Here is a 21,639-nt window from a genome sequence, read left to right as displayed (position 1 = left end):
CAAACGCAAAGAAACGATTGAACGGGTTTTTGCGGATTTAAAGCACAAGCATGGCCTGCGCTGGACAACCCTAAGGGGAAAGAAAAAATTGTCCATGCAGGCGATGCTTGTTTTCGCTGCCATGAATTTAAAAAAACTGGCGAATTGGACTTGGAAAGGACCAACTCGCCAGCCTATTCGACCGAAAAACAGAATAAATTGGACAAAAATAGGTCGGATCATAAAGATCCGACTATTTTGTCAACAGTCTGAGATTGCCTGTAGGGAACAGGCAATCTTTTTTTATTATTTTCCGATGAATTGCTGTGTCCAGATGCTTCCAGACTCAACGTAGCCTACACCGATATGAGTAAAGTTAGGGTTTAGAATATTTTTTCTGTGTCCTTCACTGTTCATCCAAGCTTTTACTACTTCTTCTGGTGTTTTTTGGCCCTTAGCAATGTTTTCACCTGCTGTTTTGTAGCTGATTCCGAAAGATTTCATCATGTCAAACGGTGAGCCGTAAGTTGGGCTTTGGTGATCAAAATAGTTCTTGTCTTTCATATCCTGAGATTTTGCGCGTGCAGATTTGCTTAACGTTTCATCAATTTGAAGCGGTTTTAAGCCTTGTTTTTGTCTTTCTGCATTTGTAAGCTCAACAACTTTTTTCTCATATGCACTTACAGATGAAGGTGCAGATGTTGTTGTGTTTGTTTTTTCAGCAGCTGCAGGTGCTTTAGAAGCAGCGTTTTGTTGAGTAGGAGCAGGTGCTTTAGAAGCAGTGTTTTGTTCAGCAGCTGCTTTTTCTGCAGTTTTTTGCACAGGTTTTGCAGTTTCTGTCTTTTGAACATCCTGAATGTTCATATTAGATTGCTTCGCATGTTTTTTAAGAAGCTGCTTGATCTCTTTTTCGTTTGCAGCATTTAATGTTTTAATATTTGTGTTAATGTGCAGCTTTTTCATTACATCATTAAGAGACATGTTTTGCACCATATTTCCTGTTTTTACCGTTACCACATGCTGGAAGGAGAATTCTTTCGCTGATGCTTGCTGTACGCCCCCGAATGTGAATAATCCAACCGCAGCGGCAGCAGATAAAATAAATGCTTTCTTCATTAGTTCATAACCTCCTAGAGTTGTTTGTTTCTACAAAAAAATCATAACATAGCTTTTTTGTCATAAAGTATCCATCACTTTCCTTTGACAAAGAGAGTGTGTCATCTTCGTAACCAATACGCGCTAAACCGCTGAGACAAAGGGAATCACTGCATTTCATGATATTATCGTACAGTTACATAGCTTCCTTTTATTTGAATTGTTAGTTATATTTTAATGTGTTTTTATATTGACAGCATTTTTTATCCCTTTTTACTGTAACAACTGTTACATAGGTGTTACAATTAATCTCAGTATATGTAAATATATTGAATGATTTTGAGAGGGGTAACCAGAAGTGACTGAAATAGGACGTGAACCAAAGAAAAAAAGTAACGGAAACAGGGCAATTAGAATGAACCTTTTTTTCCTTGCTGTCTTTGTTCTATTCACTGCATTAATCTTTAAGCTTGGCGTTGTTCAAATTGTTGAAGGCACACAGCATGAAGAAGACGCTGAGAAAGCAAATGCAAAAACAGCGTTCTATCCGGCGCCTCGAGGGAAGATGTACGACAGAAACCAGAAAGTGGCTGTCGATAACCAGAGCGTGCCTGAAATAGTGTATGTTTCAACATCGAGCACAAAAACAGAAGACAAAATCAAAACAGCGAAACGGCTTGCGGCTTTCATTCATATTGATACCGAATTTTTGAAGGAAAGAGATTTGCGTGATTACTGGATCGCATCTCATCCGAAAAAAGCCGCCGCTCTGCTTAAGGAATCTGAAAGCAATCTGAAAGGCGCTCAGGCTTACAAGCTTCAAATTGAGCGTGTACCGGATCAAGAATTGAAAGCGATTCAGCGAGATGACGAAGAAATGGAAATCGCTGCGATATATACAAGGTTTTCAAGCGGAAATGCCTACGAACCTCAAATCGTAAAAGCGATGAATCCAAATGAAAGCAACAGCAATGGAAAAAACGGAACACTGCTTGACGAGGAGAAGAAATCCACACAACGACCAAAAAATGATTTAACATATGATGAAATTTCAATTGTTTCTGAGCATTTAGAAGAGCTTCCGGGAATCGACATTGTAAACGATTGGACTCGAAAATATCCTTATGACAAAACGCTCTATTCTGTTTTCGGCGGCGTCACGACACCTGATCAAGGCCTGCTGAGCGATAGAAAAGACTTCTACTTAACAAGAGGCTATGCAAATAATGACAGGGTGGGAAAAAGTTATATAGAGTATCAATATGAAGACTATTTAAATTCCCAAAAGGAAGAAGTGGAATACGTAGAAGACAATAAAGGGAATGTCGTCAGCCAAAAAACCATTAATAAAGGCAGCAGGGGATATGATCTTCAGCTTTCTTTTGACATGGAGCTTCAGGCAGAAGTGGAAAAGATCATTGAAGAAGAAGTGAGAAACAGCCGTGCACGCGGAAACTATATGCTTGACAGAGCCTTTGTCGTGATGATGGACCCGAATAACGGCGATATTTTGTCCATGGCAGGGAAAAAAATTGATTTAGAAACAAACAAAATTCAAGATTATGCGATAGGGACATTTACAACCCAATATGAAATGGGTTCAGCAGTAAAGGGTGCCACCGTACTTGCCGGTTATCAGGACGGAATTCCGCACTATAAATATTTTCTCGATGCTCCAATGCATTTAGGAACAAATCTCATAAAAAAATCGTATACCAATATGGGAACCATCAATGAATTAACCGCTTTGCAAAAAAGTTCTAACGTATATATGTTTAATATTGCCATGCATATTGCGGGTGTAACATACAGGCCGCATGGGTCTCTTCCGGCTGATCAGAAGGATTTACTGAAGATGAGAAACTATTACAGCCAGTTTGGCCTAGGGGTAAAGACAGGTATCGACCTGCCTCAGGAATCAGCCGGTATGCAAACCACACCTGAAACTGTAGGGGGCTTAATTTTAGACTTGGCAATCGGTCAGTATGATACATACACACCGCTTCAAATGGCCCAGTACATCTCAGTAATCGCCAATGGAGGCTATCGTGTGCAGCCTAGAGTCGTCACAAGTATTCATGAGCCAGGGAAAAAAGACCAGCTTGGTAAGGCGATTGAACATAGAAAGCCTAAAGTACTAAATAAGATCAACAATTCAGAGAGTGATTTGAAGCAAGTGCAAACAGGTATGAAATTAGTCACTTCTTCAGGGACAGCTAAAAATACGTTTACAGAAGATGTATCAGGAAAAACGGGAACAGCAGAAACATTTTACTACGGCACGAATCGTAATTGGTGGGGGAAAAGCACATATAACCTTACTTTTGTCGGTTATTACCCGTCGAACAATCCAAAAGTGGCTTTTAGTGTTGTTGTTCCATCAGTAGATGATGATGATAAGATCAATAAAATTATTGCCAAAAGAGCTATACATGCTTACGCAGAGCTAGAAAAGAAACACAGTAAGAAATAAAAAAACAGGGTGCACAACTGAAAGGTTGTGTGCTCTTTCTTTTATTCAAAAATTGACGTTCACCATAAGAATAGAAGGAGAATACTCATTTTCTAGCGAATCATACTAGGTAAAAGTTAATCTGTATATATCGAAACACGATGATCATGCAAAGGAGGGATTCTGTGGAACAGGATACGCAGCATGTTAAACCATTTCAAACAAAAAACGATATTCATGCAGTCTTGGCCTCTAATGGACGCATCATTTATATATCTGCCAATTCCAAACTGCATTTAGGCTATCTCCAAGGAGAGATGATCGGATCATTCCTCAAAACGTTTCTGCATGAGGAAGACCAATTTTTGGTTGAAAGCTATTTTTATAATGAACATCATCTGATGCCATGCACATTTCGTTTTATTAAAAAAGATCATACGATTGTGTGGGTGGAGGCTGCAGTAGAAATCGTTACGACAAGAGCTGAGCGGACAGAACGAGAAATCATTTTGAAAATGAAGGTTCTTGAAGAAGAAAGCCATCACTCTCTAAACTTCGAAAAAGATGAAATCGAGCCTGCAAGCCCGGAATCGACTACATATATTACGGATGATTATGAACGGTTAGTTGAAAATCTTCCGAGTCCGCTATGCATCAGTGTCAAAGGCAAAATCGTCTATGTAAACAGTGCAATGCTTTCAATGCTGGGAGCGAAAAGCAAGGATGCTATTATTGGCAAATGGTCCTATGAATTTATTGAGGAAGAATATCATGATATTGTGAAAAACAGGATTATACGAATGCAAAAAGGAATGGAAGTTGGAATGATTGAACAGACGTGGAAAAGGCTTGATGGCACACCTGTTCATTTAGAAGTGAAAGCATCCCCGACCGTCTACAAAAACCAGCAGGCTGAGCTGCTGCTGCTGATCGATATCTCTTCAAGGAAAAAATTCCAAACCATCCTGCAAAAAAGCCGTGAACGATATCAGCTGCTGATTCAAAATTCAATCGATACCATTGCGGTGATTCATAATGGAAAATGGGTGTTTATGAATGAGTCAGGAATTTCCCTGTTTGAAGCGGCCACCTATGAAGATTTAATTGGCAAAAACATATATGATCAGCTGCATCCTTGCGATCACGAGGATGTAAAAGAAAGAATCCAAAACATCGCCGAGCAAAAAACACAATCAGAAATTGTCAAGCAATCATGGTTCACCTTCCAGAACAGGGTCATCTATACGGAGATGGTCTGCATTCCGACGACCTTTTTTGGAGAAGCGGCTGTCCAAGTTATTCTTCGGGACATTTCTGAGAGAAAACAAACAGAAGAATTGATGCTGAAATCAGAAAAATTATCAATCGCAGGGCAGCTCGCGGCGGGAATCGCTCATGAGATACGCAACCCGCTGACAGCGATCAAAGGATTTTTGCAGCTGATGAAACCGACGATGGAAGGAAATGAACATTACTTTGATATTGTCTTTTCTGAACTCAGCCGTATCGAACTAATACTCAGTGAACTGCTTATGCTGGCGAAACCTCAGCAAAATGCCGTTAAAGAATATTTGAACTTGAAAAAATTAATTGGTGAGGTCTCGGCCCTCTTAGAAACACAGGCAAATTTAAATGGCATTTTTATCAGAACCAGCTATGAAACTGACAGCATTTATATTAACGGGGATCAAAACCAATTAAAGCAGGTATTCATTAATTTAATAAAAAATGCGGTTGAATCAATGCCTGACGGGGGAACAGTAGACATTATCATAACTGAGGATGAGCATTCGGTTCATGTCACTGTCAAAGATGAAGGAGAAGGCATACCTGAAAAGGTGCTGAACCGGATTGGAGAACCATTTTTAACGACAAAAGAAAAAGGCACGGGGCTTGGACTGATGGTGACATTTAATATTATCGAAAATCATCAGGGAGTCATCCATGTAGACAGCCAGCCGGAAAAAGGCACAGCCTTTAAAATTTCATTTCCAAAAAAATAAAACAACGGCTTAAACGCCGTTGTTTATCGTCTGCATTGATTCACGTTTTTTTAATACAAATAATTCTAAGCGGTCCAGGCCTTCTCTAAGCGTGTCCAGCGAGTATGCAAAAGACAGCCTCACATATCCCTCACCATACTTTGAGAATGAGCTGCCCGGTACGAGTGCCACACCTGAATCTTCCAATAGAGCCATACTAAAATCAAAGGAAGACATTCCAAATGATTTAATAGATGGGAAGATATAAAAGGCGCCAGACGGTTTCACAACGTCAAGTCCCATGGAAACAAGACGATCATACACATAGTCCAGACGTTTTTTGTACTGTTCCCTCATAATCAGGGCATCGTCAAAACCGTTTGTCACAGCTTCAAGCGCGGCTTTTTGAGAAATAGATGACGCACACGACACATTGTATTGATGAACCTTTAAAATGTGCTTTGCTATGTTTTTCGGTGCAAATAAAAATCCAATTCTCCAACCGGTCATGCTGTGTGATTTTGACAAGCCGTTAATGACAATCGTTTGATCCCGCAAATGGGTTGCGATGGAGTAATGGGGTCTGTCATATGTTAATTCACTGTATATTTCATCAGACAATACGAAGATATTTCTGCCTTTTAAAAGGGCAGCGATGCTTTTTAGTTCTTCTTCAGATAAAGTCACGCCGGTAGGATTTGACGGATAAGGAAGCACGACACACTTAGTGTTAGGAGTCAGAGCATCTTCAATCAGCCGGGCAGTAAGCTTAAAGCCGTGTGATGTCGTATCAACAATGACAGGCTTGGCGCCGCACAAATTGATAATAGGCTCGTAGCCGGGATAAATCGGGCCTGGCATAATCACCTCATCACCGGGAGATAAAATCGTGCGGAATGCAGCATCAATGGCTTGGCTTGCACCTGTTGTGATGATGATTTCAGATTTAGCATCGTAGTTAAAATCCGCTTTTTTCTTCATATAAAGCTGTACAGCTTGTCTCAGCTCCAGGTAACCAGCGTTCGGAGTATATGACGTCACGTTTTCATCAATGGCTTTTTTTGCGGCACCTTTCACGTGATGCGGCGTGAAAAAGTCAGGCTGGCCGATTGTAAGTGAAATTACGTCTTCGTGTTGAGCTACAAGATTTGAGAACCTGCGTATTCCTGAAATTTCAATCTCTCTTGCTTTCGGATTCAGCAAATGTTCCATAATTCATCACCTTAACAAATATAATGAGTTTATCCTATTTTACCACTAGCTGATCATTTGTCACCTTTTTCGCCGATATATTTCGATTGTATGCGTCTTTTTTCTAAACATACCTTTCTTTACAGAAAAAAAAAGAAGACAACCAGCGATTTGATTGTCTTTATTGTATCATGTTCTATTATTGTTTATATGAGCTAATTTCATTAATAACCATAATCAAAATGAAGGTCTTCGTGCCAAGTCATATACGATGGATGCTCTTCTTGAAGGTCAGCTGATTCTTTCTTCATATGCAGATAAGTCTCTTCACTGATATCTTCTAAAACAGTCATTTCATTTCCTTTAAATATTACTAAGGTACCCATTATTTACACCCTTCTTTGGAAAAATCCTTGACTATTTTACCACTGTTAGTTGGAAAGTCAATGGTTATTAGGGAAAAAGTTTCAAAGAACCGCGGCTTGACGCTCCCAGTATCCGATTTTGAAGAGCCATGCCATTCACTTTTTACAATTTACGCCGATATATACAGTACAATACTGAATGCGAATAGCGAGGGATTGAAGTGTCATTACAACAATACGAAATTTTATTGGATTCTGGTACAAATGAATTAGAAATAGTGAAGTTTGGCGTGGGCGATAATGCTTTCGGAATTAACGTCATGAAGGTAAGGGAAATTATTCAGCCAGTCGAGGTGACATCAGTGCCTCACTCCCATCAGCATGTAGAAGGAATGATTAAGCTCAGAGGGGAAATCCTCCCTGTGATCAGCCTCTTCTCATTTTTTGGAGTTGAGCCTGAGGGATCAAAAGACGAGAAATATATCGTGACTGAATTTAATAAACGGAAAATTGTTTTCCATGTCGGCTCTGTTTCTCAAATTCACAGAGTATCCTGGGAAGCAATTGAAAAGCCCACATCATTAAATCAAGGAATGGAGCGGCACCTTACCGGGATTATTAAGCTCGAAGACCTGATGATCTTTTTGCCTGACTATGAAAAAATGATTTATGACATCGAATCAGACTCAGGTGTGGATACGTACAATATGCATACCGAGGGCTTCGATGAAAGAAGAGCTGATAAAAAGCTTATCATTGTAGAGGACTCACCGCTCTTGATGCGCCTCTTGCAGAATGAGTTAAAAGAAGCAGGGTACAACAATGTTTCTTCGTTTGAAAACGGAAAAGAGGCATATGACTACATTATGAACCTTGCTGAAAATGAAACTGATTTATCAGAGCAGATTGATATGATTATCACTGATATTGAAATGCCAAAAATGGACGGACACAGGCTCACAAAGCTGCTGAAGGAAAACCCGAAAAGCTCAGACGTACCTGTTATGATTTTCTCATCGTTAATTACAGATGATTTGCGTCACCGCGGAGAAGTCGTTGGCGCAGATGAGCAAATCAGCAAGCCTGAGATCAGTGACTTGATTAAAAAAGTGGATACGTATGTCATCGAATAAATAAAAACAGCCGGTGCCTAAGTGGCACCCGGCTGTTTTTATTTTAAAAGTAACTCTCGCCAAGCTTTTTAAAAACAGGTTTATGGTAGGCTGGCTGCTGGCGATTTGGCACAAGCGGTTTTTCCTTCATGCCTACATATTTTTGCAACAGGTGTTTCGCTTTTGTTAAAGACATGTGAGCTTTTGGATTTCGGTACGATTGATTAAGTGTACCTAAATGCGGAAGATGTTCGAAGTCTTCTTTAGTTGGAGGCATGTGAAAATAGTAGTCTCCGATTGAGATAAGCACGTCCGATTGCTGTTGGCTGAACCTTGGATTTTTTGAAAAATGAAGCCCTATTTTCTCTCCTTTACCTTCTTTGACAAGCTTTTGCAAAGCCCGTTTTTTCAGCAGATATAGGTATTTAGGGTTGGGGGCGGTTTTTGCATGGCGGTTCACAGTGTAAACTGCTTTTGAAAGATTTTCTACGGTTGGCTGCAGATCTTTCGTATATGCATGGTCGTCCATTATTTCTCTCCTTTGCTCTTATCAAATTCTATATGATTAGATTATACTTTTTTAAAATTGAAATGCAAATATTGAATGTAAAAATGCGCTTTTTTCTGAGAAAAAAAGCGCATTTTTAATGTATATTATACAGATCTTGCTTTCTTTTTCGGCTGCTCTTGAAATGCTTCCTGAACATTCACTTCCGCAACCTGTGCACTGTATTTTGGCAGTGCAACAAAATAAAAAATAAAAACAAGCAGGATAATAACGCCCATACCGTAATAAAGATAATCAATGTTTGAAACGAACTTAGGGAATAACAGCGCAACTAAGCCCAGTGTTAAAGACTGTGCAAACATCATAAAAGGGTCCTGCAAGCCGCTTACTCGTCCCATCAGCTTTGGATGAACAATCTTTGGCATCCATCCCCCGATTGCAATGTTGATCGGGCCAATGCACATTCCCAGGGCAAAAGATGCCGCATAGTACACCCATAAAACATTTGTGTAGCCGAGAATGAAAATCAGCAAGCCTGCAATGAAAATCGGTATCGACATTAAAAAGTGCGGCTTCACTTTTTTAGAGATAATCGTGCCGATTACACTTCCTGCCAGCAGCCCAAACCCGAGTGCGATCGTAAATACCGACGTATGCCACTCATAACGGTCAGGCGCCAATCCGTATTTCATTGTAAACATTGGCAATACGGCGAATCCTCCGTTGACAAATCCAAAAATAAAGAATCCGAATATAAGAGATGCCAGCAGTTTGTTTTTTAAAATATACAGAATACCTTCCTTAAAATCATTTATTGAATCTTTCACAGAAGTTTTTCTCCAGCTGAATGCACCGTTTGGCTGTCGGGCTTCTTTCGGTATCCGGCAGCTGCGGATCAGCAGCCCGGAAATGATAAAGCTGACAAAATCAAGAATAATGGCGCCTTCGATACCGATTGTGTTGTACATAACGGCACCGATTCCGACTCCGAACACCATGAAAATACTAAAAAGCATCTGGTTAAGACCGGCCGCCTTTGCATAATGCTCCTTCGGCAGGATGGCTTGTACCAAACTGTTTTCTGCCGGAAAGAAAAACTTCGTGACAGCGCTTCTGACAAATAAAATACAGAAAACAAGAGGAATATTGCCGGTAAATAAAGTGAAAAAAAGAACGACAGTCAGGCCGGCTCTGATCCAATCACAGTTTTCCGCTACCTTTTTTCTGTCAAACCGGTCCGCGACAACTCCTACGATCAAAAATACAAATACGGTCGGGAGAGAATACATCAGCTCCGCCAAGGTCGTATATGAAGGCTGGCTGCTGAAGCGGTCCAGCAAGAAAAAAGCAAATGCCATGTTGCCTACTGTCGTACCCATTTGAGAAGCGAGTGCTGCGAAAAAAAGACGAACAAAATTACGATTTTTAAATATATCCATAAAAACGCTCCTTACCCTAAAGGTCCCACTTTATCATATTATAAACAGCCTGTTTTTGAAACAATTAAGAAAACATTACCGGTTAATCATGACTCTTGTTCCGTTTGGCACAATAGAAGCGAGTTCGATTACGTCTTTGTTATGCATGCGAATGCACCCTTTAGAAACAGCCTTACCAATCGAAGAGGGATTATTCGTCCCGTGTATTCCGTAGTGCTGTCTTGAAAGACTCAGCCAATAAGCGCCAAATGGACCGCCGGGATTGCGTTGGCGGTTAATAATGTAGAACTCGCCAGTTGGTGTTTGTGTCAGTATTTTACCGACGGCAATCGGATAAGTTTTTATTATCTGATTATTTTGGCGCAAAGTAAGGGTTTTAGCCCCAATAGAGACTGTAATATGATATGGGATCGTATTTGGGTCCGGCAGACCGGGGATGACAATGCGCTGTCCGGCGATAACTCCTGATTGCAAAGAAGGGTTGGCTTGGATCAAAGCAGCAGTGCTGACTCTGAAATCGGCTGCGATGCTGGTGAGTGTATCGCCTTGTTTAATCTGGTACGTGAGCAGTTTCCTCATCCTCTCTTTTTTATTTATAAGTATTGATGAGGAACCCAATCTGCTACATTAAATTGTGCTTTTTAATGTAAAGACTGTAATTTCAGGTTTAGCCAGAAATCGCAAAGGCAGTCTCGTCATCCCGAGACCGCGGTTCACATAAATATGAGTGTCGCCTGTTTGGTACATTCCTTCGGTATAGACTTTTCCGTACGGAGGTGTAATAAGCGGTCCGTAGAAGGGCAGCTGGATCTGCCCGCCGTGTGTGTGTCCGGATAGCTGCAAATTGACAGGATATGTTTTTGTATTCAAGGCGGCATCAGGCTCATGGACGAGCAGAATAGAAAAAAGCTTCTCACTTAATTTCGATAGGGTGCCTTCATAATCGGGTTTGCCGAGCATTAAATCATCGAGCGCAGCAATCTCAATTTCGCTGCCGTCTGTGAGCTTTAATTTTTGATAGGCGTTGCGGAATACCGTAAAACCTCCCGATGACATCAGGCTTTTATAAGCATCCGTGCCATAGCCGCCGTGATCATGATTGCCGTAAACACAAAACTTGCCGAAGGGTGCTTGCAGCTTTTTCAAAAAAGGAATCACTGCCTGATAATTTTGATACATATCAGGGTTATCGATAATATCACCGGTAAAAACAATTAAATCAGGCTTAGATTCATTGATTGTCTGGATGACAGTTCTAAAATCATCAAGCGTAAAATAATCGCTTAAATGTGTATCACTGAACTGCACGATTTTAAAACCGTCAAATCCATGGGGAATGAGAGAGCTTTTAATCGTGTGTCTAGTAGTCTCAATCATATGCGGTTCCAGATAGCGGGCATAGCCATATCCGCCGCAGGCTGTGAAAACCCCGGCCGCAAAAACGCCGAACGTTCCTTTTAAAAATTGTCTTCTGGACATCTTTTTCATTTCAAACCAACCTTTAGTAGAGTTTTTCTATTATATCACCTGTAACTTGAAAAAATCTCATATCAGCATGTACTGACAGAAGCTGGCATATAATGATAGAATAATATTGAATGAATACTCATTCATAATAGGAGGGATCATACAATGGAAAAAAAGGTTGTTATTATTACCGGCGGGTCAAGCGGCATGGGAAAAGCAATGGCAAAAAAACAGGCTGAATTAGGCTGGCACGTCATGGTGACAGGACGGAATCAGGAAGCACTTGAGGAAACGAAAAGAGAAATTGAGACCTTTGAGGGGCAAGTCGCTTGTTTTCAAATGGATGTCCGTTCTGATTCCGCTGCTTCAGACATGATTACAGAAGGGATAAGAGCCTTTGGCCGGCTTGATGCGCTGATCAATAATGCGGCCGGAAATTTTATTTGCCCGGCAGAAAAGCTGACGCCTAATGGATGGAAAGCCGTTATTGAGATTGTGTTAAACGGCACATTTTTTTGCAGCCAAGCCGCGGCACGGTATTGGATCGAGCAGCAGCAGAAGGGCGTCATTTTAAATATGGCCGCCACATACGCTTGGGGAGCGGGAGCAGGGGTCGTTCATTCCGCTGCAGCCAAGGCAGGGGTATTGTCACTGACAAGAACTCTGGCCGTAGAGTGGGGCAGTCAATACGGAATCCGCACAAACGCGATTGCACCCGGTCCGATAGAACGAACAGGCGGTGCGGAGAAGCTATTTGAATCGGAAAAAGCGAAAGCCCGCACGCTGAACAGTGTGCCGCTCGGCCGGCTTGGCACACCCGAGGAAATCGCCGCTTTGGCCGCGTTTATGCTTTCTGATGAAGCTTCCTATATGAATGGGGAATGTGTCACTCTGGATGGGGGGCAATGGCTGAATCCTTACCCGTTTTAATCTGAATATTTATAAGTGAATATTTAAGTTATTAAGAACTTTTATGTTCGAATGTAATACCTCCACAATTAACCTTCTTCCTATCCAATTTGATAACACATAGAGCTTTATTTGTTTATGAGGTGTTGTGTCATACGTAAGCCACCTAATATATGAAAGGTATATTTTAAAAGGGGAGACGAGATATGAAGAACTTAGATTTCAAATAAAACATTCATATAATTACTTCGTTAACTAAAAAGAGAAATTATAAGAATGAAAGGTTTCAAGGTTACATCAGATTGGGAGGAAGGTAATATAATGGACGAGATGGTATTATTAACTCAGGAATGGCTCAATGAAACGTACAAAGGAAAAAGTGGCTACAATTCCATTGAGGAAAATGGGAAAACTGGCTGGAAAACAATGTATGCATTAACTAGAGCATTACAACTAGAATTGGGAATTACACAGACTTCCGACAGTTTTGGTCCTACAACTTTAAGAGAGCTTAAAGAATTAGGCCCGATTTCTACGTCAACTAATTCAAAAAAAATATTGTGAAAATTATTCAAGGTGCTCTTTATTGTAAAGGTTATGGTCCAGGTGGATTAACGGGTACATTTGGTCAGGGAACGAAAGAGGCGATAGCAGAAATGCAATTGCATATGGGGCTTTCTAAAACAGACGGTGTAGTAACGCCTAAGGTGTTTAAAGCTTTATTAAACATGGACTCTTATATCCTTTTAAATGGGGCGTCAGAGAAAGTTCGTTCAATACAGCAATGGCTAAATAATAAATATAAAAATAGAGAGAATTTCTACTTTATGCCCTGTGATGGCCTATATTCAAGGGATACTCAAAAGTCTCTTGTTTATGCAATACAGTACGAGGAAGGGTTAAGTGATAGTATAGCTAATGGGAATTTTGGACCAACTACTCAAAGATTGATTCCTGTATTAAGAATTGGAGAAACAGATGAAAAAAACAGTTTTATTCATTTATTTCAAGCTGCTCTAATCTTTAATGGCTACAATGTTCCTTTTGATGGAGTATACTCTGAATCTGTAAGATCAAAAGTAAAGGCTTTTCAGTCTTTTGCAAAATTACAACAGAGTGGTACTGCCGACTTTCAAACATGGGCTTCACTTCTAGTAAGTACTGGAGACCCCAATCGAAAAGGAGTTGCTTGTGACTCAATTACTCAAATTACATCGGACAGGGCGGAGTCCCTTAAGAGGGCAGGTTATAAGATTGTAGGGCGATATCTAACAAATGCGCCGGGGAGTACACTAAATAAAAAAATACAACCAGGTGAATTAGAAACAATCTTAAAATCAGGTTTAAATGTTTTTCCGATTTATCAAACCTATGGGGGAGCAACAAATTATTTTAATAAAGAACAAGGAAAGAAAGATGCGTTTGCTGCTTATAAAGCAGCAAAAGAATACGGGTTTAAAAATAACACTGTAATATACTTTGCAGTAGATTATGATGCATATGGTAACGATTTAAACAACAATATTATTCCACACTTCGAAGGTATAAATGAAATAATGAACGGTTTTTTAGGTTCAACTTACAAAATTGGTATTTATGCTCCTAGGAATGTATGTACTATAGTTTCTAAAAAAGGTTTAGCATTTGCAAGTTTTGTAAGTGGTATGTCTACTGGTTTTAGCGGAAACTTAGGATATCCTTTGCCTTACAATTGGGCGTTTGACCAAATTTCAACAATTACTGTTGGAAATGGTTCTGGAATGATTGAAATTGATAATGATATTTGTTCAGGTTTGGATAATGGAGTTAATACCATAAATATAGTGTCTTCAGAGAATAAGAAGTTTTTTGATCAAATTGATGTTTTATATGAAACTGCTGAAAAATATGCTCAAATGCAAAGCGACTTAAATAATGGAGTAGAAAAAACACAATTAGCTAATGAGTTGGTTGCCCAGTATTTAAGAAAGGATGACTACAAAGGGTGGAAGTGGGTCCCTACCGCAGGTCAGATTGATCCTATTTATCGTGAATGGGCAGATAAAGTGCTAGGGGAAGACCTAGTAAATGGAATTGTTGATCCTATATCAAAAACTGTCATAGGAACGCAGCATCTTATGGCAACTTATAATGCCATTATTTATAGTGGTGGTTACTCTCAAACACTACGAGATTTTGCTGGTTGGACTGGAGATCTATTAACAACAATACAGGACATGAAATTACACGCTCAAGAATTTAATTCGCCTTATGATGCGGCTATGAAAATAATAGGTAATATGTATCAATTTAGCCTAGATGATTTATTTAGTGATGTAGATGCAATTAATCTAGCGAATAAAACATCAGTTGGTGCTAATGCACAACCTCTAAATATCGCAATTAGAGATTATTATAGTAATAATGACTGTATGAATAGGTTCACTCAATTTGTAAATAATAGATTTGATGGTTCGTTAGACAAAATTTTCTCTGAAGCAGAGTATTATTTAAATACAAACCTTGACCCAGTTGTTGTTCCAATTAGGTTAGCCTTTAAACGTGCTTTTGATGTTGAGGATTATAGTGAAGAGATTGGAAAAATAACAGCACAAGCATTTAGAGATGTTATTGAGAAAAAAATGATATCTGAATAAACTGCAAAACAAGCGAACGTTAAAACTGGTCGTTCGCTTGTTTTATTTTCTATTTAAATTTATGATATAATTTTTAAAGATTAAGGAGTGATTCATTGAAGAAATTGTTAAAAAAGTTAGTTGTATTATTTTTAAGCAGTTTAGTTATCATCTTTAATGTTTGGTACTTTATTATTTGTGCTTTTTCCCCAGAGTATTATCAAAATACAAATCTTACTTCTAATGAAATAATAAGATTTGAAAAACTATACCACATAGATTTTCCTGATGAAACAAAATTTATTAAAGCTAGAGAGTATTTGGCTGGGCCCGGAGGAGATACGTCAGCTGTATTATATGTGTCTCTGCCAACCAAGCGGGTAGAAAAAGTTTTATCTGATTACACGTATATGAAAATAAACTATACTGACAATGTCGGTTCAATGTATGGAGTTGACGTTTCAAAGAGTGTCGCCGGTTTAACAACTCTTACATTTGGCACTTACGATAAAAAAGGAACTTTCTATAATATGAAACATGATGATGATTGGATGTATAAAGGCACTGACTGGAATCTTTACTTTTGGACAGCTGCTAGTTATAATGCTGTTATTTTTGTATTTGTCTTGGTTATTGTGAAACAAATGAATAAAATTCTTAATTAACCAGTATGTAGATTGATAATCTCAAAAAAATTTTCCTCTTCTTTTAACATACTCCATACGACCCACTTTTCCATACTATGATTTTTTTGAAATTTGTGGTGTAGTTATAACTGTGCGTATAATCAGACAAAGATAGAGAAGCAGGTGATAACATGTTGGATCCACTTGATATTTTAACGAACATTGATGATGTTCTCCCATATTACCAGGCGATTTTCAGTGCCGAGGAGCAGAAAATCGTCGGATATGAGGTGCTGGGACGTATATTGGCAGATTCAGACATTCAAAGTCTCGGACCCTTTTTTTTAGATGGGGGGATACCCGAAGAATATAAATTAGAGGTGGATAACAGAATTATCCGCCAGGCTCTTGACCATTTTTTAGAAGCGGATTCTGATCTATTGATTTTTATGAATCAGGATGCCAATCTTTTAATGCTTGATCATGGCGAAAGCTTTCTTGAGCTTCTGAAAGAATATGAAGCGAGAGGGATCGAACTTCATCGTTTCGTGCTTGAAATTACGGAGCACAATTTTGAAGGGGATATTGAGCAGCTTTACCATATGCTTGCCTACTATCGTACATACGGAATTAAAATTGCAGTTGATAATATCGGAAAAGAAAGCAGCAACCTGGACAGAATTGCATTACTTTCGCCAGATCTGTTAAAAATCGATTTGCAGGCGCTGAAAATATCACAGCCGTCACCGTCATATGAGCATGTGCTATACAGCATATCTTTATTAGCGAGAAAAATCGGTGCTGCGCTGCTGTATGAAGACATTGAGGCGAACTTCCAGCTTCAGTACGCTTGGAGAAACGGAGGGCGCTATTTTCAGGGTTATTACTTGTTGTCTCCTTCTGAAACGTTTCGAGAGAGAGATGTATTGAAACAAAGACTTAAAACTGAATTTCACCAATTTATCACACATGAGAAAAAGAAGCTTGAAACTGTGTATGAGCACTCTGAACAGTTTTACAAACGAGTTCACCAGGCTGTGACATCTTTGAGAAAAAACAACCTGTCTTCTGATGATGACTTTATTAAAAATCTGGCGGAAGAGCTGACCGATTGCAGCTTTAGAATTTACATGTGTGATGAAGAAGGCGATCAGCTGACGGGAAATGTCTTTAAACAAGATGGAGAATGGATTTACCAGCCGGAATACGCGGAAAAGAATTGGAGCTGGCGCCCTTATTTCTTGGAGAACATTATGAGAATGAGAAATCTCAGAAAAGGATTCTTCAGTGATCTGTACAGTGATTTGGAAACAGGTGAAATGATCAGAACGTTTTCGTATCCTATGGATGACCAGATGTATTTATTTATAGACTTGCCTTATTCTTATTTATATGAGCAGGATGGATTGATTTAAGCGGCCTAAGTGGCCGTTTTTTTATGAATTGAAAAAAATATCAAAAAAAACGATTGACATTGATACTGAGAATCATTATCATTTAATTATAGAGAGAAGCTACTCTCTGTTCCCTAACCCCTCTATCAGATCAAGATCCGTAAAAACTTGGCGCTACCCGGGACTGACCCCTGTTTTTGAGACAGGGATCAAAACACCTTTTTAAACAGCCAATTGCCGATAATTTATCGGTGATTGGTTGTTTAGTTTCGTTTGAATACGAATATTGTTATAATAATGAATGTATTCTGTGACAGTGCGTTCTACGATGGCGGTCGTGGTTCGATCAATGCTGTTAAGATAGAACGTTTCAGACTTTAGTGAGGAATGAAACGATTCGATGGAGGCATTATCAGCGGGCGTCCCTTTGCGGGACATGCTCATGGTAATGCCTTTTGTATTAACAGCTTTTTGATACTCGTAGGATGTATACACAGAACCTTGGTCACTATGTAACATGCAGTTCTCAGGCAGTGTTGGCAGCTGATCAAGTGTGTCTAATACAAAGTCTGTGTCCTGCTTATCGCCAATCGTAAAAGCAATCACTTCTCCATTGTATACATCTAATATACTGGAAAGGTACAATTGTTTCTGTCCATAAGGCAAATATGTGATGTCCGTTACTAGTTTTTCAAGAGGGCGATCAGACTGAAAGTTCCGATCCAATATATTATCGACCACGGCATATGGCTGCCCATTCTTCTTGTGCTTTTTCACCTTAACCCGGCACTGCCATTGATTTTTCTGCATAATACGTTGAACAGTTTTATGGTTAATACGCATTCTCGTTTTTAGTATGGCTGTGATTTTTCGATATCCATACCGATACTTGTGCTCTCGGCACAACGTGCCGATTTGTTTTTCCAAATGGTGCTTGGAATGATCTTTCGTCAGATTCTTCTTCCAACGATAATAAGACGCTCGAGAGATACCTAAATGAATACAGATATCCTGCACGGTCATTGTACTGTGCAATATTTCTATAAGTTCGACTGACGTTTCGCTATCAACTTCCTTTCCAATTCGTTGTACTTTTTTAACACTTCATTCTGTTGTCGCAGATAACGATTCTCTGCCTGCAGTTTCTCTAATTCAGAAGAATACTCCGGACCTTTTCCGTAAGTGTATTGCTTTCCAACAGGCTGTTCGAATCGATGTGTATCCCCAGCTTTATGCCATCTAACCCATGTCTGAACCTGTGTCTTATTCTCAATATTCAATTTCTCCATGATCTCTTTCATAGGCACGCCTGCCAATCTCATTTCTACAGCCTTCTGTTTCACTTCAACCGAATAACTCACTCTTGTCCTCATAGAAAAAACACCTCCAAGTCTAATGTCGGATAACAATCATCCTTTTTCAAACTTGAAGGTGTTTTTTATTTGTCTCATCTTATGGGGTCAGTCCCTCTTTATGAGGGGGCCTTTTTGTTTTTATCTCCATCTCCAGTTTATTTCGTTATCTTCTTCGTAGATTCCTGGTAAAGAAATCCCTACTTTTTTTTGCTCATCATCGATGATAAACCAATTATCATCATCTAGTAGAGCATCATCAAACTTCTCGATTGCAGAGGGATCATCTTCATCCACCACTGCTCTAAAAAAATCTTTGAATTTTTCCATATTGTCATTAGGTTTGATTTTTCCATAAGCCCAAGGCCCTTCTATTGTTGCTCCATCTATTTCACCTAAGCATTCATTTTGATAATAAAGAAACATACTCCTCACTCCTTAGGAAACATTTTGAAGTATTCTTTTGGTATCTCACCTTTAACAAAATACTCTGTATCTCTACTAGTCCATTTTAGAGCTTTTTTCTTCCAATTGTCTGTTTGTCTCGTGTCGTTTTTTATTAATCTTTCAATTTGTTTTGGATTCAGGATAGCAACTCCTTTTAGTTCTCCAGAACGTATGGCTTTTCGTAGAGCTGATATATTTAATTCAATAGTATATTCCCCATAACCTTTTGCTATCTTTTTGTTAATTGTAAAACTGGTATATGGACTATTGGATTTTCCACCTTTCCTATACCCTCCTAAAATATGTTCCGTAACAGTTACCTGACGCCCTTGATACATTCCGCTTTTGTTTGCGGGAACAAGGTTCCCAGTCTCAGGTGAAATATGAGATTTTCCGATACCATTTGGTCTTTTTGTAGCATAAGGGAAATCTTCTCCTCTGAATAAGTTGGAAGGTTTACCTGCGCCAGAATTTATTTTTAATGCTTTACCTGCACCAATCATTCCTATTGGAGCAATTGAGGCAAGCGCGCTGTTTAAGTTGTTCTCACGTCTCTCCTCGGAAATCTTATTCCCAAACATATCTCGGCCGGTTATTGCTTCACTAAAACCATTCGCTGACGCAAGACCGTAGAGTCCTTTACTGGAGTTTTGAAGGGCAGGGAATGTCTTAGGTGTTTTATAGATATCAAGTGCTTTGTCTGCCCTATAAATGGCTTTGCTCGTTGAGTAGACAGCTTTTCCACCTTTGGCTAATTTTCCTGCCCAGCCAACTATAGGGATGTAGCCGGCCGCTGCCATTGCGCTTGCTGCCACTCGTTGGCCATCGGTTAATTTTTCACCGGTGACTGGATCGACGCCATCAGCAGCTCGCTTATAATCATAATATCCGGAGACTTCCCCTGTAAAATTACAAACAACATCCCACGTTTTTTCGTACCATGGCCTATTTGCGAGCTCCTCTTGTTCCTTCGCAATTCTTCTTTGTTCGGCCTGCTGATCTTTAAAGGAAATATAGTCAGTAGTTTGTTTTTTTACATCCTCGGTCATCTTATGAATTTCACTGTCCCTATAAGCCTTGGCATTATAGTGGATGGGAGACGCGCTCTTGCCTTTTGCTGTTGCGTTTATGAGTGCTTGGTAATCAGCCTGAATCATTTGTTCATTTGCTTCTGTTAGGGCGTATTCTGACGTTAGGTTTTCATCGACTTCACTTATTTTCTCGACTGTATTTTTTCGTTTTTTCTCAGCAGAAGATAACTCATTTTTAAAATCTTCCGTTGAAAAAACATCTAAAGGAAGGATATCGTGTATTTCATTTAAGATGTCTTTGATGGCCTTTTTCTGTTCTGACATGATGGATTTTGATTTAGAATTAGCATTGGCCAACTCATGTTCTAAGAAAGATTCTTCTATGTAGGCATCTGATAAGCTAGCGTCTTCCAAAATACCAGGTATACTCGTTAAAAAAGAAATTTTCATCTCAATTAGATCAATCCATTGGTCAGCAATGCCAGCCTGATCTTCATAAAATGATTTAATGTTATTGGCGCCTTTACCAGAAAACTCACTATCATCCAAATCAGCGACAGCTTTAAATGCTTTCTTTAATTTCACCATTTGATTCCTTGTTACTTTATATTCCTTTGCTCGGTTTTCAGCTTCAGAAAGCAGTGATTTAGCTTTAAATACTTTCATTATCTATCCCTTCTAAACTGTTTTGATATCAAAATATTACCACGTGATTGATAATTATGTAAAATATGGTTGATAAGTGCAAGGATAATTGATATAACAATATTAGGCAATACTAATCATTTCCAAAGGAGGAGTTTCAAAGTTGATTACCTTAAAGAGAAATTGGAAGTCTGTTGTTGCCTTGTTGTGTGCTTTAGCTTTATCTGTAGCGGTGTTTACGCCATTTGCCAATGCGCAAAATCTTTCAGAAGAAGACCAATTAGCACAGGAAATGCAGTTTATATTTGATGAAGCATCTACTCTCGAAAATGGCAAATATGTTGTAAATGAGCAATTAGTCTCTGAAAAATTCGGACCTGAGAACGTTGCGCCTATCGTTGCCTTTGTTAAAATGGTTAATGGTGAGGAGCTCACTGAATCTGACCTAGTAGGTGTTCCAAATCCTGCAGGAGATTTCTCGACAGCATCATATATGGGTTGCTTGAAAGACAAGATCATTGACTTCACTGGAATCGGCTTTATTACAGGTGGTTTACAAAAATTACTTGAAAAGAAACTCTGGAAAGAAGCTGCAATTCAGATCATTAAAATAGTAGGTAAAAATGCCATTAAGGGCGGAGTAGTTGGTTTAGCTGCAAGTTTAGCTTGGTTTAGTGTACGTTGTATCGGTAAATAAAAACGCTAAAGGGGATGTTCTAACATGAAAAGTATGAAGTACATATTGTTTTTCTTGGTCTCTTTAATTTTACAAGCTATTTTGTTCTTCGGCATAAAGAGAGATTCGGGGATAACTATACTCGACATGTTAGTTATGTCCTTGTTATTCAGTTTGTTTTTGTTTTTAATTGATAGAGTCCTTACAAAAAAGCAGGCGTAACGCCTGCTCAGGCTGTCGAGAAAATCTCGACAGCTTTTATTTTCCCTTAAAATATCCATTCTCCTGTAATAAAATAAAAGAAAGACTTCAAAAGGACGGTGTCTTTCTCATGTTCCACACAAGAAATTCTTC

The 21,639-nt window shown here is 39.2% G+C and carries 19 protein-coding genes and 1 pseudogene; 10 read left to right on the top strand and 10 right to left on the bottom strand.

The genetic code is table 11. The features are described 5' to 3' along the window. Positions 1–334: transposase (locus tag Q3W56_RS20080; RefSeq protein WP_302896647.1), on the top strand; the 334-nt coding region annotated here is incomplete at its 5' end. Here the strand turns inward: Q3W56_RS20080 and Q3W56_RS20075 are convergent. After that, positions 286–1,095 (bottom strand): CAP domain-containing protein, encoded by an 810-nt coding sequence (locus Q3W56_RS20075; protein WP_302896646.1) that lies wholly within the window; start codon positions 1,093–1,095, stop codon positions 286–288. The genes Q3W56_RS20080 and Q3W56_RS20075 overlap by 49 nt on opposite strands. Before the next feature lie 337 nt (positions 1,096–1,432). On the opposite strand from Q3W56_RS20075, the gene Q3W56_RS20070 reads away from it, so the two are divergent. Together Q3W56_RS20070 and kinA are read left to right on the top strand one after the other, a co-directional pair. Beyond that, entirely contained in the window at positions 1,433–3,547 is a 2,115-nt protein-coding gene (locus Q3W56_RS20070; RefSeq protein WP_302896645.1) for a peptidoglycan D,D-transpeptidase FtsI family protein, read from the top strand. 164 nt (positions 3,548–3,711) lie between these two features. Then, the gene (kinA, locus tag Q3W56_RS20065) at positions 3,712–5,529 is read left to right on the top strand and encodes a sporulation histidine kinase KinA (protein WP_302896644.1); all 1,818 of its coding nucleotides are present in this window, start codon (positions 3,712–3,714) and stop codon (positions 5,527–5,529) included. A gap of 9 nt (positions 5,530–5,538) precedes the next feature. Here kinA and Q3W56_RS20060 read toward each other — a convergent pair whose 3' ends face one another. Continuing rightward, positions 5,539–6,720, bottom strand: coding sequence for an aminotransferase A (locus Q3W56_RS20060; protein WP_302896643.1), 1,182 nt, complete (start codon positions 6,718–6,720; stop codon positions 5,539–5,541). Between the two features lie 203 nt (positions 6,721–6,923). Further along, the gene (locus Q3W56_RS20055; protein WP_268400574.1) at positions 6,924–7,085 is read right to left on the bottom strand and encodes a hypothetical protein; all 162 of its coding nucleotides are present in this window, start codon (positions 7,083–7,085) and stop codon (positions 6,924–6,926) included. Positions 7,086–7,285: 200 nt separating this feature from the next. Here Q3W56_RS20055 and cheV point away from each other — a divergent pair, with 200 nt between their 5' ends. After that, on the top strand, positions 7,286–8,197 hold the full coding sequence (cheV, locus tag Q3W56_RS20050) for a chemotaxis protein CheV (RefSeq protein ID WP_268400575.1): 912 nt from the start codon (positions 7,286–7,288) through the stop codon (positions 8,195–8,197). Positions 8,198–8,240: 43 nt separating this feature from the next. Here the strand turns inward: cheV and Q3W56_RS20045 are convergent, their stop codons facing one another. From Q3W56_RS20045 to Q3W56_RS20030, 4 genes are all read right to left on the bottom strand, one after another. After that, positions 8,241–8,705, bottom strand: coding sequence for a YkyB family protein (locus tag Q3W56_RS20045; RefSeq protein WP_268400576.1), 465 nt, complete (start codon positions 8,703–8,705; stop codon positions 8,241–8,243). Between the two features lie 125 nt (positions 8,706–8,830). Beyond that, complete coding sequence (locus tag Q3W56_RS20040) at positions 8,831–10,123, bottom strand: MFS transporter (protein ID WP_302896641.1); 1,293 nt, start codon at positions 10,121–10,123, stop codon at positions 8,831–8,833. Between the two features lie 75 nt (positions 10,124–10,198). Beyond that, positions 10,199–10,693, bottom strand: coding sequence for a L,D-transpeptidase family protein (locus Q3W56_RS20035; RefSeq protein WP_302896648.1), 495 nt, complete (start codon positions 10,691–10,693; stop codon positions 10,199–10,201). A gap of 57 nt (positions 10,694–10,750) precedes the next feature. Further along, positions 10,751–11,611: a metallophosphoesterase gene (locus Q3W56_RS20030; protein ID WP_302896639.1), complete on the bottom strand. Its 861-nt coding sequence runs from the start codon at positions 11,609–11,611 to the stop codon at positions 10,751–10,753. A gap of 144 nt (positions 11,612–11,755) precedes the next feature. Between Q3W56_RS20030 and fadH the strand changes: the two genes are divergently transcribed. The 5 genes and pseudogenes from fadH to Q3W56_RS20005 all read left to right on the top strand — a co-directional run bounded on the left by fadH (position 11,756) and on the right by Q3W56_RS20005 (position 17,155). Next, positions 11,756–12,520: a 2,4-dienoyl-CoA reductase gene (gene fadH / locus Q3W56_RS20025; protein WP_302896637.1), complete on the top strand. Its 765-nt coding sequence runs from the start codon at positions 11,756–11,758 to the stop codon at positions 12,518–12,520. 300 nt (positions 12,521–12,820) lie between these two features. Beyond that, positions 12,821–14,544, top strand: a pseudogene (locus Q3W56_RS20020) (glycoside hydrolase domain-containing protein); the annotation flags it as partial. 72 nt (positions 14,545–14,616) lie between these two features. Next, entirely contained in the window at positions 14,617–15,135 is a 519-nt protein-coding gene (locus Q3W56_RS20015) for a hypothetical protein (protein ID WP_010886501.1), read from the top strand. 95 nt (positions 15,136–15,230) lie between these two features. Beyond that, positions 15,231–15,779, top strand: coding sequence for a hypothetical protein (locus tag Q3W56_RS20010; protein WP_003244760.1), 549 nt, complete (start codon positions 15,231–15,233; stop codon positions 15,777–15,779). Between the two features lie 152 nt (positions 15,780–15,931). Continuing rightward, positions 15,932–17,155, top strand: a complete 1,224-nt coding sequence (locus Q3W56_RS20005) for an EAL domain-containing protein (protein ID WP_302896633.1) — start codon at positions 15,932–15,934, stop codon at positions 17,153–17,155. A 201-nt stretch (positions 17,156–17,356) separates the two neighbouring features. Here Q3W56_RS20005 and Q3W56_RS20000 read toward each other — a convergent pair. The 3 genes from Q3W56_RS20000 to Q3W56_RS19990 form a co-directional block, all read right to left on the bottom strand. After that, positions 17,357–18,507, bottom strand: a protein-coding gene (locus Q3W56_RS20000; RefSeq protein ID WP_302896632.1) for an IS3 family transposase whose coding sequence is annotated in 2 segments (ribosomal slippage) — positions 17,357–18,234 and positions 18,234–18,507 — 1,152 coding nt in all. Because the reading frame shifts where the segments join, the coding sequence is not laid out codon by codon here. A gap of 120 nt (positions 18,508–18,627) precedes the next feature. Then, a complete protein-coding gene (locus tag Q3W56_RS19995; RefSeq protein ID WP_014112422.1) occupies positions 18,628–18,912 on the bottom strand; it encodes a hypothetical protein in 285 nt (94 codons plus the stop codon). A 5-nt stretch (positions 18,913–18,917) separates the two neighbouring features. Beyond that, positions 18,918–20,630, bottom strand: a complete 1,713-nt coding sequence (locus tag Q3W56_RS19990; protein WP_302896630.1) for a ribonuclease YeeF family protein — start codon at positions 20,628–20,630, stop codon at positions 18,918–18,920. Between the two features lie 142 nt (positions 20,631–20,772). Here Q3W56_RS19990 and Q3W56_RS19985 point away from each other — a divergent pair, with 142 nt between their 5' ends. Further along, entirely contained in the window at positions 20,773–21,306 is a 534-nt protein-coding gene (locus Q3W56_RS19985; protein ID WP_302896627.1) for a hypothetical protein, read from the top strand. Positions 21,307–21,639: the final 333 nt, after the last annotated feature.

This window comes from Bacillus sp. C28GYM-DRY-1 (genome assembly GCF_030519405.1).
Lineage (GTDB): Bacteria > Bacillota > Bacilli > Bacillales > Bacillaceae > Bacillus > Bacillus spizizenii_A.
This window is presented reverse-complemented; position numbering and strand designations above follow the sequence as displayed.

What these genes read in the sequence shown, in the direction of transcription:
- Q3W56_RS20075 (WP_302896646.1), bottom strand. Translation starts at nt 1,095, where the DNA reads ATGAAGAAAGCATTTATTTTATCTGCTGCCGCTGCGGTTGGATTATTC.
- Q3W56_RS20060 (WP_302896643.1), bottom strand. Translation starts at nt 6,720, where the DNA reads ATGGAACATTTGCTGAATCCGAAAGCAAGAGAGATTGAAATTTCAGGA.
- Q3W56_RS20055 (WP_268400574.1), bottom strand. Translation starts at nt 7,085, where the DNA reads ATGGGTACCTTAGTAATATTTAAAGGAAATGAAATGACTGTTTTAGAA.
- Q3W56_RS20045 (WP_268400576.1), bottom strand. Translation starts at nt 8,705, where the DNA reads ATGGACGACCATGCATATACGAAAGATCTGCAGCCAACCGTAGAAAAT.
- Q3W56_RS20040 (WP_302896641.1), bottom strand. Translation starts at nt 10,123, where the DNA reads ATGGATATATTTAAAAATCGTAATTTTGTTCGTCTTTTTTTCGCAGCA.
- Q3W56_RS20030 (WP_302896639.1), bottom strand. Translation starts at nt 11,611, where the DNA reads ATGAAAAAGATGTCCAGAAGACAATTTTTAAAAGGAACGTTCGGCGTT.
- fadH (WP_302896637.1), top strand. Translation starts at nt 11,756, where the DNA reads ATGGAAAAAAAGGTTGTTATTATTACCGGCGGGTCAAGCGGCATGGGA.
- Q3W56_RS20015 (WP_010886501.1), top strand. Translation starts at nt 14,617, where the DNA reads ATGGCAACTTATAATGCCATTATTTATAGTGGTGGTTACTCTCAAACA.
- Q3W56_RS20005 (WP_302896633.1), top strand. Translation starts at nt 15,932, where the DNA reads ATGTTGGATCCACTTGATATTTTAACGAACATTGATGATGTTCTCCCA.
- Q3W56_RS19995 (WP_014112422.1), bottom strand. Translation starts at nt 18,912, where the DNA reads ATGTTTCTTTATTATCAAAATGAATGCTTAGGTGAAATAGATGGAGCA.
- Q3W56_RS19990 (WP_302896630.1), bottom strand. Translation starts at nt 20,630, where the DNA reads ATGAAAGTATTTAAAGCTAAATCACTGCTTTCTGAAGCTGAAAACCGA.